The organism is Pantoea sp. X-Soil-OKNW-713 (genome assembly GCF_059730685.1).
Window position 1 is genome coordinate 44,378 of record NZ_AP035998.1, and the last position, 16,202, is coordinate 60,579.

Consider the following 16,202-nt stretch of genomic DNA (forward strand, 5'->3'; position numbering starts at 1 on the left):
TCAGCATGAGATGAGGGGCTGCTCAAAAAATAAGGCAGTGGGCTAATCATGATTTCGTTCGAGAACGTCACAAAACATTATGAAGATGGAACCCTGGTTGTGGACCGGCTCTCTTTCACGGCACCAACGGGGAAGTTGACTATTCTTGTCGGTCCCTCGGGATGCGGAAAGACGACAACATTGCGCATGATCAATCGTTTGATTGAGCATTCATCGGGGAAAATTTTACTTAATGATCAGTCGATTGACGAATTGGATGTCGTCAAATTAAGAAGAAAGATTGGTTACGTCATTCAAAATGCCGGACTTTTCCCGCATAAAAACATCGTTGATAACATTGCAGTGACCGCCATGCTTAATGGTGCAACGCGCCACGCCGCGCGTAAAACGGCCATGGAATTGCTGGAACGTGTGGGCCTGTCTGCATCGCTGGCCAATCGCTATCCCTGGCAACTTTCCGGTGGGCAGCAGCAGCGGGTCGGGGTTGCCCGAGCGCTGGCGTCCGATCCTGAATTTATGCTGATGGATGAACCCTTTAGCGCGGTTGACCCCGTTGTGCGCGAGCAGCTCCAGGATGAGTTTTTGCGTCTGCAAAGGGAGATTGGCAAAACCATTATCATGGTCACGCATGATATTGATGAAGCGATGAAGTTGGGTGATCAAGTTGCCGTTCTCATGCCGGGAGGACGGCTGGCACAGGTTGCCTCACCGGCTGAACTCCTGACCTCACCGAAGAGTCCGTTTGTCGCCGATTTTATCGGCAGGGATCGCGGGTATCGTCGTTTAACCTTTAGCCCATTGCAGCCTCAATTACCCCTGCAAACCGAACCGACCGTTAATCTGGGTGAAAGCGTCACACGGGCCAGAGCGGTGGCTCAGGGACGCTGGGTACTGGTTACTGGGCAGAATAAACCACTGGGTTGGTTTGATCTGGAACAGGCCACTGAGCCAACGATTGAACTCAGTGACATCAATCTGGGGAGCACTTTTTCGCCACTTTCCGGCAACTTGCGTCAGCTGACAGATGCGGTACTCAGTTCACCCTGCCAGCGAGGTGTCATTGTAGATGACGAGCAGCAACTGCTGGGAACGCTGGGGTTTGATGATGTTCTGGACGTTCTGCGCGCCAGCAACAAGGCGGTGGGGCTATGAGATTTGACTGGCTTTTACGGCAAAGTGACCAGATAGCCCAGTTGTTTCTCTGGCATCTTTGGTTATCGGTGTTACCGGTGCTCATCGGCCTGGCACTGGCGCTCCCGGCTGGTGGGCTGATTCAGCGGCTACCCCGTCTGAAAGCGGTGCTGCTTAACCTGTTTGGGTTGTTATATACCATTCCTTCCCTCGCATTATTCATTTTACTCCCCGGTATCCTGGGCACGCGCATTCTGGATACGGTTAATGTAATGGTCGCTCTGGTTATTTATGCCTTTGCACTGCTGGTGCGCACGGTATGTGATGGGCTGGATTCCGTATCACCAGACACCCGCCAGGCTGCCATCGCATTAGGATACAAGCCCTTTCACCAGTTTCTCACGATCGACCTGCCTGTTGCGATCCCCGTCATCGCCGCTGGATTTCGGGTCGCGGTGGTCTCGAACGTGAGCATTGTATCGATTGCTGCCCTGGTGGGAACGCCGCAGCTTGGCAGCCTGTTTACACAAGGGTTTCAGCTACAGTTCCTGACGCCGATCATCGCGGGTGTAGTTTTGTGTGTCCTGCTGGCGTTGTTGCTCGACAGCCTGGTGGTGTATGGCACGCACAAGCTGGTGGTATGGCAACCGGCAAGGAGAAAATCATGATTGCATGGTTTGCGGACAGTTCACACTGGCTGGGAGATGACGGCTTGCTGCTCCTGATTTGGCAGCATCTGCTTTACAGTGCGGTTGCTCTGGTGTGCACATTGCTGGTGGCTTTTCCGATTGGTTGTTATTGCGGGCACACCGGGAAAGGTGAACGCGTGTTGATAGGGTGCGCGAACGCGCTCAGGGCTTTACCGTCTTTTGGTCTGATCATTATTCTGGTGATTATCTTAGGCCCGGTTTTCACCTCGGATTTGGCTTTCATTATACCCAGCCTGATTGTCTTAATCGTACTGGCGTTACCATCAATTATGCTCGGAGTATGGTCTGGTATCACCAGCATCGACCGTACCGTTATTGATGCGGCCAGAGGAATGGGCTATTCCCCGTGGCGTTTACTGTTAACGGTGGAATTACCTTGTGCGTTACCTTTAATTATCTCCGGTATTCGAAGTGCGACGCTACAGATCATCTCTACGGCGACCATTGCTGCTTATGTCTCTTTAGGTGGCTTAGGACGATTGATTATTGATGGGCGTGCGCAGAGTGATTACCAGCAAATGATCGCAGGTGCATTGTTAGTGGCTGTTTTAGCGTTATTAGTTGACTTTATATTTTCATTATTAATCAGGGTAGTGGTTTCGCCCGGTATTTTACGGCGTGAAACATCACAAAAATCTTCCGTTCCATCTATTCTTACACGCAACCGGAGTTAACTTAAATGAAATTGAGTCATTTATTTGCGGCATCTCTGTTATCGCTCGCTTTTTGCCAGGTCACCCATGCAGCAGAAGCGTCAGAAACGATTATTATTGGTTCAGCAGACTTCCCTGAGAGCCAGGTCCTGGCAACTATTTATGCGGATGCACTGGCGGCAAAAAATATTCATGTAGAAAGAAAAATGAATATTGGGAGTCGCGAAGTCTATATGCCCGCGCTGATTGACGGGTCGGTCAATCTTATGCCTGAGTACACCGGTGCCGCGCTGCAATATTTTGATAAAAAATCACAGGCCAAAACGACCGAGCAGGTGGCCGGTGACCTTGTAAAAGCGCTGCCCAAAGGCATCACCATGCTGACACCGTCGCAAGCACAGGACGTGGTGACACTGGCAGTGACCGAAAAAACAGCTGAAAAGTTTAAGCTGAAAGATATTGGTGACCTGAAAACGCACAGTCAAAGTATGACACTGGGCGGCCCGGCTGAATGGAAAACCCGTCCCGAAGGGTTGCCGGGACTGAAATCTGTCTATGGTCTTGAGTTCAAATCCTATAAAACGCTGGATGTTTGTGGCCCACTGACATTATCGGCGCTGGTGAACGGTCAGGTTAATGTTGCCTGTGTATTCTCAACCGATCCCTCGATTAAGACCAGAAATTTAGTTTCTCTTAACGACACGCAGAATTTAAATCCGGTGCAGAACGTTGTCCCTCTTATTTCTTCGGCTAAGGTCAATAGCACGGTAACTGACACGTTGAATGCCATCTCACAGGCATTAACGACACAGGATCTGATTGCGATGAATGCGCGTCTCGATAATCATGATGATTACGATGTTATTGCTTCTGACTGGCTCAAAGCACACAAATTAAATTAATGCCGCCGCAGGTGGGGAGCGCGATTCTCCACCTGCATATTTTTGGATAAAAAAATGAAAGATTTCATGCATGCTGTGCTGAAGAAGAAAGAGACGATAACTCTCAGTGAGCAAGGGTGTACGGTTGAGGATATTGTTGCCATTGCCGCCGGTGCAAAAGTGATGCTTGACCCATGTTCTCTGGAAAATATGAGAAAAACGCAGCAGCTAATGCAGGATGCAATTACCAGTGGCGTTCCCATATATGGCCTGACGACCGGCGTTGGTGACCTGTACAGTGTCAAACTTTCTCCCGAAGAAATCAGACAAACACAACTCAACATGTTACGCAGTCATGCCAGCGGCGTGGGCACCCCACTGGATAGCTGGAATGTTCGCGCCATTATGGCCACGATTATTGTCGCCATGCTGAAAGGTGCGAGCGGTGTTTCACCCGAATTGCTGGAAACAATGGCCGCCATGTTAAACAAAGGCGTGACACCGCGGGCACCATTAGGTGGATCTGTGGGCTATCTGATCGCGACAGCACATATCGGACTGAGTGTCTTTGGTTATGGAGAGTCATGGTTTGAGGGTGAATGGCTATCGGGCGCTGAAGCCATGCAACGCGCGGGTATTACGATTCTCGAACCCGGCCCAAGGGAAGGACATGCATTAATCAGCGGCACCTATGAGATCACCGGACTCGGTGCTATCGCGTTGGTGCGATGCGAAGCGCTGATCGCGCTTGCCGACCTTGCGGGGGCAATGAGTTTAGAATCTATGCGCGGAAATGTAAGTGGATTCGATCCCCGACTGCACCGTTTTCGCCCGCATCCCGGCCAACTGGAAACCGCGGATCGGCTTCTGAAGCTTTTAGCCGACAGTGAAATTCTTGATGCACATCGGCATTACCGTCTACAGGATGCACTGAGTTTACGCTGTATTCCTCAGGTCCACGGCGCAGTTCGGGATGCAATCACGTATTGCAGGAAAGTGCTGACTACCGAGCTCAATTCACTGACAGACAATCCTATTTTCATTGTGGAAGATGATGAATTGGTCGCGTTACCTGGGGGCAATGGACACGGGGCACCTGTTGCGCTGGCACTGGATAATCTGGCGATTGCGGTTGCCACATTATCAACGATTTCTCAGGCCAGAAGTGACCGGCTTGTGAATCAGCACCTGAGCGGATTGCCTGCATTTCTCTCGGGCCGTGAGGGCGGAGGGTCTGCATTTTCTATCTCACCTTGTATTGCTGCTGCGCTCTCGGCGGAGAATCGTGCGCTTGCCGCACCAGCCTCCGTGCATACCCTGTCCACAGTGGCCGGGCAGGAAGATCATATTTCTCAAGGCGCGTTGGCAGCGCGTAAGGTGCAGACTGCGATTGAAAATCTGGCGGATTTATTGAGTGTCGAATTTCTCTGCGCGGCACAGGCGCTGGATTTCCATAAACCGTTGCGTCCGGGAAAAGCGACAGCGGCTGCGTGGGAATTAATAAGAACTAAAGTCACCTTCCGCGTCAGTGATCGTGAAATGTACCCGGACCTTGCCGATGTGCGCCGTTTTATTGATGATGGCAGTTTGAATCATATTGTGGATAACGTACTCAGCGGTTGACAGGCTGATATGGCCAGTATGTTTAGCCTCCTGTTATCCGGGAACCATTGGGCTAGAACTGGCCATTTCGTGGCAGAGTATTATTTTGTCGAGTAGTTTCTGAAAAAATCAGTCATTAACTTCTGCACAGGATTGGTTTGATCATGATTCCAGACAAAAATTAGCTGAGTCAATGCGTTAGCATCTTCCAGCGGGCGGAAAACCACATTCCCAATACTATAGGAAATAATGTTTTCCGGAACCAGGCTGACGGCCATCCATGCATTGACCAGGCCAAGGCTATTATTTACCGCTGATACTCGCCATTCTATTTTTGGATTAAATCCGGCCTGATGGGAAAGTTGGATTAACGAGCCGCTTATGCCCTGAATATCCGGTTCCTGATAACTCACAAAGGATTCGTTTTCCAGATCCTTCATTGACAATGATTGTCGTGAGGCGAGGGGATGATTAGGTGACATCGCCACACAAAGCCTTTGCGCCGAGAATGTGCAATTGAGCGTTCCTTCCGGTAATAAAGGATAAGGCCCACGAATGATTGCCAAATCCACTTTTTGCTTACGAAGCAAGGTAAGTTGCTCTGGCATGGCGAGTTCGATCAGTTGTATTTCGATCGCCGGATAATGACTACGGAAGTCTTTTAAAAGATTGAGAAACTTCTCATCCAGCAGTGCCGTCCCCACATGACTTATCGTGACCTTTCCCATCTCTCCAGATGCGGCTTTTTTGGCCTTTTCAATGGCAAGTTTGTGATTCTCAAGTAACTCAATAACGCTCTGGTGATAATGTCTGCCCGCCGCAGAGAGACATATCCCCCTGCCGGCCGGTTGAAACAGGCGAAATCCCACTTCCAGCTCAAGTGCTTTTATTTGCTGACTGAGTGCTGATTGAGCAATTCCAAGTTTCTCAGCTGCCTTGCCATAATGTTCAATTTCGGCGAGACAGGTGAAATATTCTAATCTTTTTAACGTATCAGCCATCTTTTTCTCATAAGCATTTGCTTATCAAATTAACATTGTAGTTATCTGGATCACATTTTTTTATCAAATCATAATACTACCCACATGAAGACTAAGGGGACCATTTTGCATGAATGTGTCTGCCTGACCGACGTTGTGGGATGAAAACAATGCAATAACCAAATCAAAGCAATGTAACTTTAAGTGTCTGTTTTTCAGTTGTTTGTTCTGAATTTGGACATTTATTGCTGCTCCTACAGCACATTACAATATTCAATAGATGCAAAAAGGCAAGTCTAAAAATTTAAGCAAGGCAAATTAATATGAGTATGTCGACTGACGTCAGTCCCGCGGGAAGAAGGCGATTCATCAAGCTTTTGGCAACAACCACGGTACTCGGTGCAACCAGCAGTTTACTTCCCGGACAGATGGCCTGGGCAATAGATGCTGGCATGCGTTCAAACCCCGTTTTTACCGCTTTTATGACCGTCTCTGAGATTATTTGCGGCTATCCTGAACTGGATAACGCACTTGGGCAGCGCATTTTTACCTTGATGCAAAGTCGCAATGCAGAATTAAAAAACCAGTTAGTGACACTTAATAAAATTCTGAATGCAGACATGCGTTCTGTTGATATGCAAAAGGCTTTACAGGGTGTTGATCAGAATACCCAGACGTTGTTCACCGATATTTTACGCGCCTGGCAATTAGGGATTGTGGGTAGCGGGAAAGAGGCGAAAGTGGTCGCGTATGAATATGCGCTGATGTACACCCCCATTGCCGATGTTGTGGTACTCCCGACCTACGCCAGAGGTGAACCGCATTACTGGGCCAAGCCGCCTGTCATTAAAAGCCTGTAAGAGAATAATTGATGAAAACAACGCATTCAGCCACCGTCGTCATCGTTGGCTCGGGGATTGCTGGCTCTCAGATCGCCCAAAAGTTACAGAAAGCGGGGATTGATACCCTGATGCTGGAAGCGGGCCCGCGTATCGAAAGATGGAAAATCGTAGAAAACTACCGTAATTCTCCGTTCAAAGGCGATTTTCAGTCACCTTATCCACCGACGCAACATGCACCTCACCCGCAATATTCACCCCAGGATAACGACTATTTTATTCAGTATGGTCCGGAGCCTTACAAGGCGGGATACCTGCGTGTCGCGGGCGGTACCACCTGGCACTGGTCGGCTCAGGCATGGCGTTTATTGCCCAATGATATGAAGCTCAAAACACTTTATGGTGTCGGGCGCGACTGGCCAATCAGCTACGATGATCTGGAACCCTATTACTACGAGTCAGAAGTTGAGATGGGCGTTGGTGGTCCCGACGATACCGGATCCCCGCGCAGTAAACCTTATCCGCAGCCCCCGCTGCCGTTGTCTGACTTTGACAAGGCCTTCAAGAAGGTGGTCGATCAGAATGGCTATCACCTGATCACCGAACCGGCTGCGCGTAACACCCAACCGTTTGATGGCCGTCCTGCCTGCTGCGGTAACAGTAACTGCATGCCCATCTGCCCGATTGAAGCGCAATACACCGGCGAGACGGCTTTGCGTAAAGCAGAACGTGCTGGCTCGCTGTTGGTGCCGAACGCGGTGGTTTATAAAATCGAGCACGATGAAAAGGGCAATATCACCTCGGTGCTGTACAAAGATCCGAACGGTGAAAGCTTCCGCGTCACCGGGAAAATTTTCGTGCTGGCCGCCAATGCCATCGAAACCCCAAAATTGATGCTGATCTCCAAAAGTGATAAGTACCCGAACGGTATCGGCAACACCACCGATAACGTCGGACGTCACCTGATGGACCATCCGGGCACTTCCGTTTACTTCCTCAGCAAAGAGCCGATGTGGCCGGGACGTGGCCCGATGCGTCTTAGCTGCATTAACAATCTGCGCGACGGTGCGTTCCGTTCTGAATACTCCGCCATGAAGATTAACCTGGGTAACTACTCTCCGACGCTGGCCGTCAGTAATTATCTGTTAAGCAAGGGAATCTCAGGTAAAGAGCTGCCCGCTATGGTGCGCGACTATGCATCGCGTTGGGTCGCAGTGAATACCTTTTTCGACATTCTGCCAGACCGAAATAACCGAATTGTGGCGGTTGAGGACAGAAAAGATGCCCTCGGTATTCCAAAACCGGGCGTGCATTATTTTATCAACGATTACATCAATAAAGCCCGTGATGTCGCGCATCAGCACTTCGATCACATTGCCAGCCTGTTTGGTGGCACAGAAGTTCGCCACGATGATAAGTATTTCAATAACAACCATATTATGGGCACGCTGATCATGGGCAATGATGCAAATGATTCAGTCGTTGATGCGGATTTACGTACACACGATCACCAGAATCTGTTTGTCGCTTCCAGTGGTGTGATGGCAAGCGCCGGCACCGTCAACTGTACGCTGACACTCTCCGCTCTGGCGATGAGACTGGCGGATAAACTGATCGAGGAGTGTAAACACGTATGATGCGCTTATCACTCAGAGCATCGTTACTGATGGCTCCCCTGGCTGGTCTGTTTTTCTGTTCTGCAAGTTTTGCCGCTGGCGCGCCGCAGGATTTAATCCGGCAGGGCGAATATCTCAGCAAAGCGTCTGACTGTGAGGTATGCCATACCGCACCCGGTGGGACGACGTTTGCCGGTGGGTTAGCGTTCAAAACCCCGTTTGGCGTGATTTACTCTTCGAATATCACCCCGGACAAAAGCACCGGTATTGGTCGCTGGACGGAACAACAGTTCAGCAATGCACTGAAACACGGGATCCGTGCCGACGGGAAAAACCTCTATCCGGCCATGCCTTACACGTCATACTCGAAGCTGACTGACGCTGATATTCATGCGATGTATGCGTATTTTATGTCGATCCAGGGGGTTAACCATAATCCGCCGGAAAACGAAATGGGCTTCCCGTATAACCAGCGTCTGGCGCTCAAGGGGTGGAATTTAATCAATTTCCACTACAAGCCTTTTGAAGAAGATCCGCAGCAATCTGCCGAATGGAACCGCGGGAAATACGTCGCGACGGCGCTTGGACATTGTGAGGAGTGCCATACACCCCGTAACCTCGCAATGGGACTGAGTAACAAAGCCTACGCCGGGGCGATGGTCGATGGCTGGGAGGCGTTTAACATCTCATCAGATAAAGTGTCGGGCATTGGCAACTGGAGCCATGACGATCTGATGCAATATCTACGTACCGGGGCACTGCCCGGCAAGGCTACCACGGGCGGCGGTATGGCGGATGTTATCTCGCACAGCTTGCGTTTCCTGACCCCGGAAGATATGAGCGCGCTGGCGACCTATATCAAAAGTGTGCCGGCACAGCAGACATCCTCCCGCAACCGCTCGGCTGCCGGTCAGGACGCACAAAGCAATATCACACAGGATGTGCGTGGTATGCCGATTGATGATGCTTCGCCTTCTGGTGCAGTGTTATATAACGGTAACTGTGCGAGCTGCCACGGTACTGCCGGGCAGGGTATTGGCGAAAATAGATACTACCCCTCATTGTCGCAAAACAGTGTTGTCGGTTCCGATAAGCCGAACAATCTGGTGCAGGTGATACTGCATGGAATAGACCGTGAGAATGGGGCAGGGGATCACATTGTCATGCCGGGATTCGGTGACAATCTGACCGATGCACAGATCGCCACGTTAACCAACTATGTGCGCAATCAATACGGCAACGGCGGAGATAATGTTGACGGTGCTGCGGTGAAAACCTTGCGTGACAATAATGTCACCGTTATCCCGGGTTATTTGCTGATCGCGGGTGGCGGAGTGGGCGCGTTGATCGTCATTGCCCTTGTCGTTTATTTCCGCCGCAGAAGAAAACTGCGCCAGCTACGTTAATTTATCAAAATAAACGTAGCAGGTAATTGCTCAGGTTAATGGGTCAGTGATATTCACTGGCCCATTTTTTTTCAGGAAGCGCATCTCCTCTGCGGATCAATCTAACCTGACTAAATATTTATGATGCAATATTCTTTTTTCCCAGGTTATGCTTCCTCACAGCGTCAAATGGGTATTCTCCGCACATTTCTAAACATTCATCCATGCTGGTAAAAAATGAAACAGGATTTGCAGGCGTTAGATTTTAATCTTCTCAAAGCCCTGAACGCGCTGCTGGAACAGCGTAGTGTGACACGGGCGGCAGAACAGTTATCGCTTTCGCAGCCTGCGGTGAGCCTGATGCTGACAAGGTTACGTGAATACTTCGGCGACCCGCTTTTTGTCAGGGGGCAACGGGGAATGATCCCCACCAACAGAGCGATGGAACTCGCTTTGCCTGTCAGTCAGATTCTGTCGAATATCGCGCTTTTATCGCAGCCCGCAGAGTTCGATACCGCCACCGCGAAAATGGATATCACCGTGGCAGCAACAGATTACGCGTTGAAAGCCGTGGTTTTACCCTTTATGTCAGTATTGAAAAAGCGCGCACCAGGCATTCGCCTGGCTGTCATTCCGGTTGATGCAGAACGCATGTCCGGTCAGTTTGAGCGGGGGATATCGACCTTGCGCTCGTCAGACATGATGCAACCCCAGAGGAGCTACATTTCAGAACATTATATCAGGAACGCTATGTCTGCATGATGCGAGCGGATCATCCGGTCGCCAGCAAAAACGCGCTGACGCTGGATGATTTCTGCGAACCTGAACATGTCATCGTGTCTTCGACCGGGCAATTCCAGGATGACATTGATCAACGGTTGGCTGAAAAAGGATACCACCGCCGGATCGGTATGGCGGTAAACAGCTATGTCGTGCTACCCGAGGTGTTACGCACGACGGATATGATCGCTGTTGTCCCTTACCGCCTGACCTGTGCTTATGACTTTCTTGCCCGGTTTGAATTGCCGTTAGAGGTGCCGGGGTTCAATCTTACGATGGCCTGGCATGAACGTTCTCACCGCGATGTGGCCCATCAGTGGATTCGCGCCTTATTGTTTGAGGTTGGCCAAAGGCCGAATATCTTATCCCTGACGTCTCAACCCCACCTGGTTTCTGGCGTATAGTCGAAAATCCCGATTCTGATATAAGTTATCAATATAGTCGTTATAGAGAATACGATGTTTTACATATAGCAAACTCTCGCTATTCTCCTGGTCTTTCCAACTCAGAAGATGGAAACACCAATGACAAGTCTTTTTGATGGCTACCAGTTAGCGGGGAATACCCTAAAAAACCGGGCGGTCATGGCTCCCATGACCCGCGCTCGTGCGCCGGGCAATATACCGACCGAAGCGACAGCGCGTTACTATGCACAACGCACCGATGCTGGATTGATTGTGACGGAAGGAACGCCGATCTCCCAGGAGGGGAATGGCTTTGTCGATTGTCCCGGTATCTGGAACGATGAGCAAATTGCCGGCTGGCAACAGGTTACGCAGCGTGTTCATGACGGTGGCAGCCTGATTTTTACGCAAATCTGGCACGTCGGTCGCATCAGTCATACTTCTCTTCAGAAGAATGGTCAGCCCCCAGTCAGCTCTACGGCGGTCCAGGCGGCGAAGAGTTCGGCCTTTGGATTTAATGAGGCCGGAGAGCCGGATTTCGTTATTGCTAGCAAACCCCATGCACTCACCACAGAAGAGGTGAAACGGGTGGTTAAGGATTTCGCCAACGCCGCTGTCAACGCAGCAAAAGCTGGATTTGATGGTGTTGAAATTCACGGTGCAAATGGTTATTTGGTGGAGCAATTTCTGAATGGTGCGGTGAATGACCGCCAGGATTGTTATGGTTCTGACACACTGGAAAACCGCCTGCGATTTGCGCTTGAAGTTGTTGACGCCTGTATAGCCAAAATCGGTGCTGACCGCGTGGGTATCCGGCTGTCACCCTTTGGGCGTTTGCATGAACTGGGGGATTTTGCCGAAGAAGAAGAAACGTTTTTGGCACTGGCGCATGAACTCAGTCATCGCAATTTCGCCTATATCCATATTATGGATCAAGCCAGCCGTGGCGCACCTGCGATGCCCGATGGTTTTCTTGAAAAATTCCGTCAGGCTTATAATGGAACATTAATCCTTGCGGGGGGTATGGACCTGAATAAAGCCAACGAGATGATTAATAATAATATTATTGATCTGGCTGCATTCGGTGCGAAATATATCTCCAATCCCGATTTGGTTGAACGTTATCGTCATGGCTGGCCAGTGAGTGAACCCGACCATAAATATTATTATGGCGGAACGGAGCAGGGATATACAGATTATCCCGCCTTCAGTGGTGCGACGACTATTAAGCAGTAACCTGATATCACACCGATTTAAATTAATTAATGACGTAATGGAGTAAACCATGTCAGCTATTAAACCCGTATTATTTGTTTTGACCAGCCACAAAGATCTGGGAAAAGGCCACGACGATTCCGGATTCTACCTGCCTGAATTAACCCACCCGCTTCATGTGCTTGATGAGGCCGGGATCGCCACCGAGTTTGCTTCGATCCTGGGGGGAGAACCGCCGGTTTATGGCATCGACCTCGAAGACAAAATCAATAAACATTACTGGGAAAACCCGGCATTCCGGGAGAATATCCGCAACACTCTCGCCCTGGATAAAGCGGACAGCAGCAAATATAGCGCCATCATGTACGTTGGCGGTCATGGTGTGATGTGGGACTTCCCGGATAGCAACGCGGTTAAACATATTACAAAAGAGATGTATGAGAATGGCCAGATCGTAGCCGCCGTTTGTCATGGCCCGGCTGCTCTGGTGAATGTGAAACTCAGCGATGGCTCGTACCTTGTAGCAGGTAAAAATGTGGCGGCCTTTACCGATACCGAAGAGCAGGAAGTCGGCATGGCGGATACGGTTCCTTTCCTGCTGGAATCTGCTTTGAAACAGCGTGGTGCACATCATCACGGTGTGCCGAACTGGCACGAAAAAGTGGTTGTGGACGGAAACCTGATTACAGGCCAGAACCCGCAGTCGGCAACAGGTGTGGGCAAGGCGATTCTCAACGCCTTGAAGGGTAACTGAGATTTAATCGTTATGATGAAGAAAATGCTGTTGGCTGTGGCATTAACCACGGCCAGTTCCTGGGCTTCTGCTGCTCATGTCCTTGTTGTGCTTTCAGATACAGATCAGCTTGAACTGCAAGGTGGAAAAATTCATCCGACGGGATTCTTTCTTAATGAGCTGATGCAGCCGGTCAAACTGCTGCTTGACGCCGGGGATACTTTGACATTTGCAACGCCCTTAGGGAAAGCGCCAACTATGGACAAAGTCTCCGTCAATGCGAAAGATTTTGGCGGGGATGAAAAGGCACTGGAGACACACCTCAAGCTGCTCGACAGTCTTAAGCTGACCGATCCGGTGCACTCGCCTGTGATCAGCTTATCCCGGGTTGAGCAGATTGGTTATAGCCACTTTGATGCTGTATTTGTTCCTGGCGGTCATGCGCCAATGCAGGATCTGCCTGGCAGCCCGGAAATGGGTAAGCTGTTACGTGCTTTCCATCAGGCGGGTAAACCGACTGTGCTGCTCTGTCATGGACCTGTCGCACTTATTTCCGCATTACCGGAGGCGAATAGTTACCTTCAGCGCCTGGAAAAGCATTCGGGGGTAAAAGCGCACGGCTGGATTTATTCCGGATATCGGATGACTTCATTCACTAACGCGGAAGAAGATGCCAGTGCCGCGGTGCTTGAGGGGGGAAAAATGAAATTTACCCCGCAGACAGCACTGACCAATGCCGGGGCGATATTTATCTCTGCTCCGCAAAAATGGCAAAGTCATGTTGTGGAAGACAGGGAGCTGATTACGGGTCAAAACCCGGCATCCGCACTTGAACTGGGCAAGCGCCTGGTTGCAAAACTTTCTGATGTGAAAGATCAGAAACGGTAAATCTCTCACTCATGGCACTGGCATAGCCAAAAATTGAAAGCGTCCTCTCTCATCGTATAATTTTTCCCGGTATGAGAGGGGCGTTCTGCGACTGACGCACACTTCACCGGTTTCGCCCCCTCCTGAGCATCTGACCACCTTGCTGTTCCCCGCATAAAAAATCGCCATCACGATCACATTTATCACAACTTGTTCACAAATTGACTTGCCTGATATATCAGATTTGATACTTACTATATCTAACATGTCACCTGATCGGATAATTTAGCGATGCAACTTACCGAGTCACCTCAAGTCATTCTTGACTGCCAAAACGTGTTGGGTGAAAGCATCCTCTGGGATGACCGAACCAACCAGCTTTGGTGGACGAATATTCATGCCCGTGAAGTGTGGTGCTGGGCGCCCGGACAGCAGACATCTCCACGTATCTATGCCATGCAACAGCGGGTTGGGGCCATTGCGTTATGTGAAGGACCGGGGATTGCGCTGGCGCTGGAAAAAGGGTTTGGGATGATGGATACCGCTACTGGCGCGGTTGAATGGTGCGCGGATGTTGAGTCTGCCGTGCCTGACACCCGGCTCAATGATGGTCGGGTGGATCCCGCCGGACGTTTTCTCTGCGGCGGGATGCATGAAGGCTCACCACAGTTGCCGCATTCCGCGCTTTGGCGCTGGGAAGGCAACAACCAGGTCAGCCTGTGTTTGCCACATGTGTCATGTGCAAACTCACTTTGCTGGAGCCCGGATGGTAACACCCTGTATTTCACCGATATGCCGGAGGGCACCATCAACGCCTATCCCTATAACCCGGACACAGGTGAAGTCGGTGAACCACGCCTGTTTGCCGATCTTGCCGAACAGCCTGGTCTGGCTGATGGATCAGTGGTGGATGAAGAAGGGTACTTGTGGAATGCGCAATGGGGTGGGGCGCGTATCGTGCGTTATTCGCCGGACGGTGCCATCGATCGCATTGTCTCTCTCCCGGTCGACAACCCGACCTGCCTGACATTCGGTGGCCCCCAGCGGGATGTGTTGTTTATTACCTCCGCCTGGTGGGGGCTAACCGAGGATCAGCGCCAGCAGCAGCCCTTCGCTGGCAGTGTCTTTGCTTTCAGGCCTGGCGTCCGGGGGCAGCGAGAACACCGGTTTCATCGTTAACGCGCTGCACCGTGCAGCGTTCTGCCACTTTCCTTCATGAGTAACTTATCAATGAAAATAACATCAGTGACGTCTCATCTTTTGCGTGTGCCGCTGGGCGATAAAACGTTCTATTCATCGCAGGCGGCCTTTCCGGAAAGAAACAGCTATCTGGTGCGGATCGAAACCGATACCGGGCTGGTCGGCTGGGGTGAAGGGGGACAATATGGGCCAGCGCAGCCGGTCGCCGCAGTGGTTGACCACGTTTTCACCCCACGGATCCTCGGGCGCGATCCCTGCGAGCCGGTTCGTATCTGGGAGGAGCTGTACGCCTTTTCACGGGATTTCGGTCAGCGAGGCACCTATATAGAAGCGCTTTCTGCCATTGATATCGCGCTGTGGGATATCGCCGGGCAGGCGGCAGGGTTGCCGGTGTGGAAATTACTGGGTGGGCGCTTTCGCGACAAAATCACCGCCTACGCCACCGGGTGTTATTACCCGGAAAGTTTCCATGATTTGCCCTCAATTTTAACCTCCTTGCAGGCTGAGGCCGCAGGCTATGCCAATGCCGGATTCGGTTTGCTGAAGGTCAAGATTGGGTTGCTATCGCTGGAAGATGACATTGCCCGGCTGCGTACCATCAGAGAAGCGGTTGGCCCGCATATTGGTTTGCTGGTGGATGCTAATCACGCCTACAACGCGGCGACCGCCGTGCGTATGGGACGGATGATGCAGGAACTGGGGGTCTTGTTTTATGAAGAGCCCGTGGTACCGGAGGATCGCGACGGTTACCGCAAGGTACGCGCTGAAAACCCGATTGCGGTAGCAGGTGGAGAGTGTGAGTTCACCCGTTATGGCTTCCGTGATTTTATCGCGGGTGGTTGTGTGGACATTGTTCAACCCGATCTGGCCGTCTGCGGCGGCTTCACCGCCTTCACGCAAATCCTGGCGCTGGCTAACAGTTGGGGCGTAGCCACCGTGCCACATGTGTGGGGTTCAGGTATCGCCGTCGCTGCCGCGTTGCAGGCTGTCGCAATTATTCCGCCTTTCCCGTTTACCGCGAATGGACTCCCTCTACTAAATCAGCCTGTGATTGAGTTCGATCGTAAACATAACCCGTTGCGTGATGACCTGCTTCACCAGCGTTTTGAGCTGGTTGATGGTTGTCTGGCCGTGCCTGATGCGCCAGGACTGGGCGTCACGGTGCGCAACGACATTCTTAGCCAGTTTTCATATTGAGGAGATCAA

14 protein-coding genes and 1 pseudogene are annotated in these 16,202 nt (G+C 51.0%); 14 read left to right on the top strand and 1 reads right to left on the bottom strand.

Annotation, left to right across the window (positions count from 1 at the left end; translation table 11 throughout):
* Positions 1 to 48: 48 nt before the first annotated feature.
* The 5 genes from AC6I8R_RS25180 to AC6I8R_RS25200 all read left to right on the top strand — a co-directional run bounded on the left by AC6I8R_RS25180 (position 49) and on the right by AC6I8R_RS25200 (position 4,998).
* Positions 49 to 1,152 carry an ABC transporter ATP-binding protein gene (locus tag AC6I8R_RS25180; RefSeq protein WP_497833186.1) on the top strand — a complete coding sequence of 368 codons (1,104 nt, stop codon included), beginning with the start codon at positions 49 to 51 and terminating at the stop codon, positions 1,150 to 1,152.
* A complete protein-coding gene (locus AC6I8R_RS25185; protein ID WP_021183875.1) occupies positions 1,149 to 1,799 on the top strand; it encodes an ABC transporter permease in 651 nt (216 codons plus the stop codon). The genes AC6I8R_RS25180 and AC6I8R_RS25185 overlap by 4 nt, the downstream gene beginning before the upstream one ends.
* Positions 1,796 to 2,515 (top strand): ABC transporter permease, encoded by a 720-nt coding sequence (locus tag AC6I8R_RS25190; protein WP_021183876.1) that lies wholly within the window; start codon positions 1,796 to 1,798, stop codon positions 2,513 to 2,515. The genes AC6I8R_RS25185 and AC6I8R_RS25190 overlap by 4 nt, the downstream gene beginning before the upstream one ends.
* Positions 2,516 to 2,520: 5 nt before the next feature.
* Positions 2,521 to 3,396: an ABC transporter substrate-binding protein gene (locus AC6I8R_RS25195; RefSeq protein ID WP_021183877.1), complete on the top strand. Its 876-nt coding sequence runs from the start codon at positions 2,521 to 2,523 to the stop codon at positions 3,394 to 3,396.
* Positions 3,397 to 3,462: 66 nt separating this feature from the next.
* Positions 3,463 to 4,998, top strand: coding sequence for an HAL/PAL/TAL family ammonia-lyase (locus AC6I8R_RS25200; protein ID WP_497833292.1), 1,536 nt, complete (start codon positions 3,463 to 3,465; stop codon positions 4,996 to 4,998).
* 80 nt (positions 4,999 to 5,078) lie between these two features.
* Here the strand turns inward: AC6I8R_RS25200 and AC6I8R_RS25205 are convergent, their stop codons facing one another.
* Complete coding sequence (locus tag AC6I8R_RS25205) at positions 5,079 to 5,978, bottom strand: LysR substrate-binding domain-containing protein (protein WP_497831487.1); 900 nt, start codon at positions 5,976 to 5,978, stop codon at positions 5,079 to 5,081.
* Between the two features lie 302 nt (positions 5,979 to 6,280).
* Between AC6I8R_RS25205 and AC6I8R_RS25210 the strand changes: the two genes are divergently transcribed.
* From AC6I8R_RS25210 to AC6I8R_RS25250, 9 genes and pseudogenes are all read left to right on the top strand, one after another.
* A complete protein-coding gene (locus AC6I8R_RS25210; protein ID WP_036625989.1) occupies positions 6,281 to 6,817 on the top strand; it encodes a sugar dehydrogenase complex small subunit in 537 nt (178 codons plus the stop codon).
* A gap of 11 nt (positions 6,818 to 6,828) precedes the next feature.
* Entirely contained in the window at positions 6,829 to 8,433 is a 1,605-nt protein-coding gene (locus tag AC6I8R_RS25215; RefSeq protein ID WP_021183881.1) for a GMC family oxidoreductase, read from the top strand.
* Positions 8,430 to 9,818: a c-type cytochrome gene (locus AC6I8R_RS25220; protein WP_497833187.1), complete on the top strand. Its 1,389-nt coding sequence runs from the start codon at positions 8,430 to 8,432 to the stop codon at positions 9,816 to 9,818. Before AC6I8R_RS25215 ends, AC6I8R_RS25220 begins: the two co-directional genes overlap by 4 nt.
* Before the next feature lie 216 nt (positions 9,819 to 10,034).
* A pseudogene (locus AC6I8R_RS25225) lies at positions 10,035 to 10,981 on the top strand (LysR family transcriptional regulator).
* A gap of 120 nt (positions 10,982 to 11,101) precedes the next feature.
* Positions 11,102 to 12,217 (top strand): alkene reductase, encoded by a 1,116-nt coding sequence (locus tag AC6I8R_RS25230; RefSeq protein WP_497833188.1) that lies wholly within the window; start codon positions 11,102 to 11,104, stop codon positions 12,215 to 12,217.
* A 49-nt stretch (positions 12,218 to 12,266) separates the two neighbouring features.
* A complete protein-coding gene (locus tag AC6I8R_RS25235; RefSeq protein WP_021183885.1) occupies positions 12,267 to 12,950 on the top strand; it encodes a type 1 glutamine amidotransferase domain-containing protein in 684 nt (227 codons plus the stop codon).
* A 6-nt stretch (positions 12,951 to 12,956) separates the two neighbouring features.
* Positions 12,957 to 13,817, top strand: a complete 861-nt coding sequence (locus AC6I8R_RS25240; RefSeq protein ID WP_497833293.1) for a type 1 glutamine amidotransferase domain-containing protein — start codon at positions 12,957 to 12,959, stop codon at positions 13,815 to 13,817.
* 270 nt (positions 13,818 to 14,087) lie between these two features.
* Positions 14,088 to 14,975, top strand: coding sequence for an SMP-30/gluconolactonase/LRE family protein (locus AC6I8R_RS25245; protein WP_497833189.1), 888 nt, complete (start codon positions 14,088 to 14,090; stop codon positions 14,973 to 14,975).
* A gap of 51 nt (positions 14,976 to 15,026) precedes the next feature.
* On the top strand, positions 15,027 to 16,193 hold the full coding sequence (locus AC6I8R_RS25250; RefSeq protein ID WP_497833190.1) for a mandelate racemase/muconate lactonizing enzyme family protein: 1,167 nt from the start codon (positions 15,027 to 15,029) through the stop codon (positions 16,191 to 16,193).
* Positions 16,194 to 16,202: the final 9 nt, after the last annotated feature.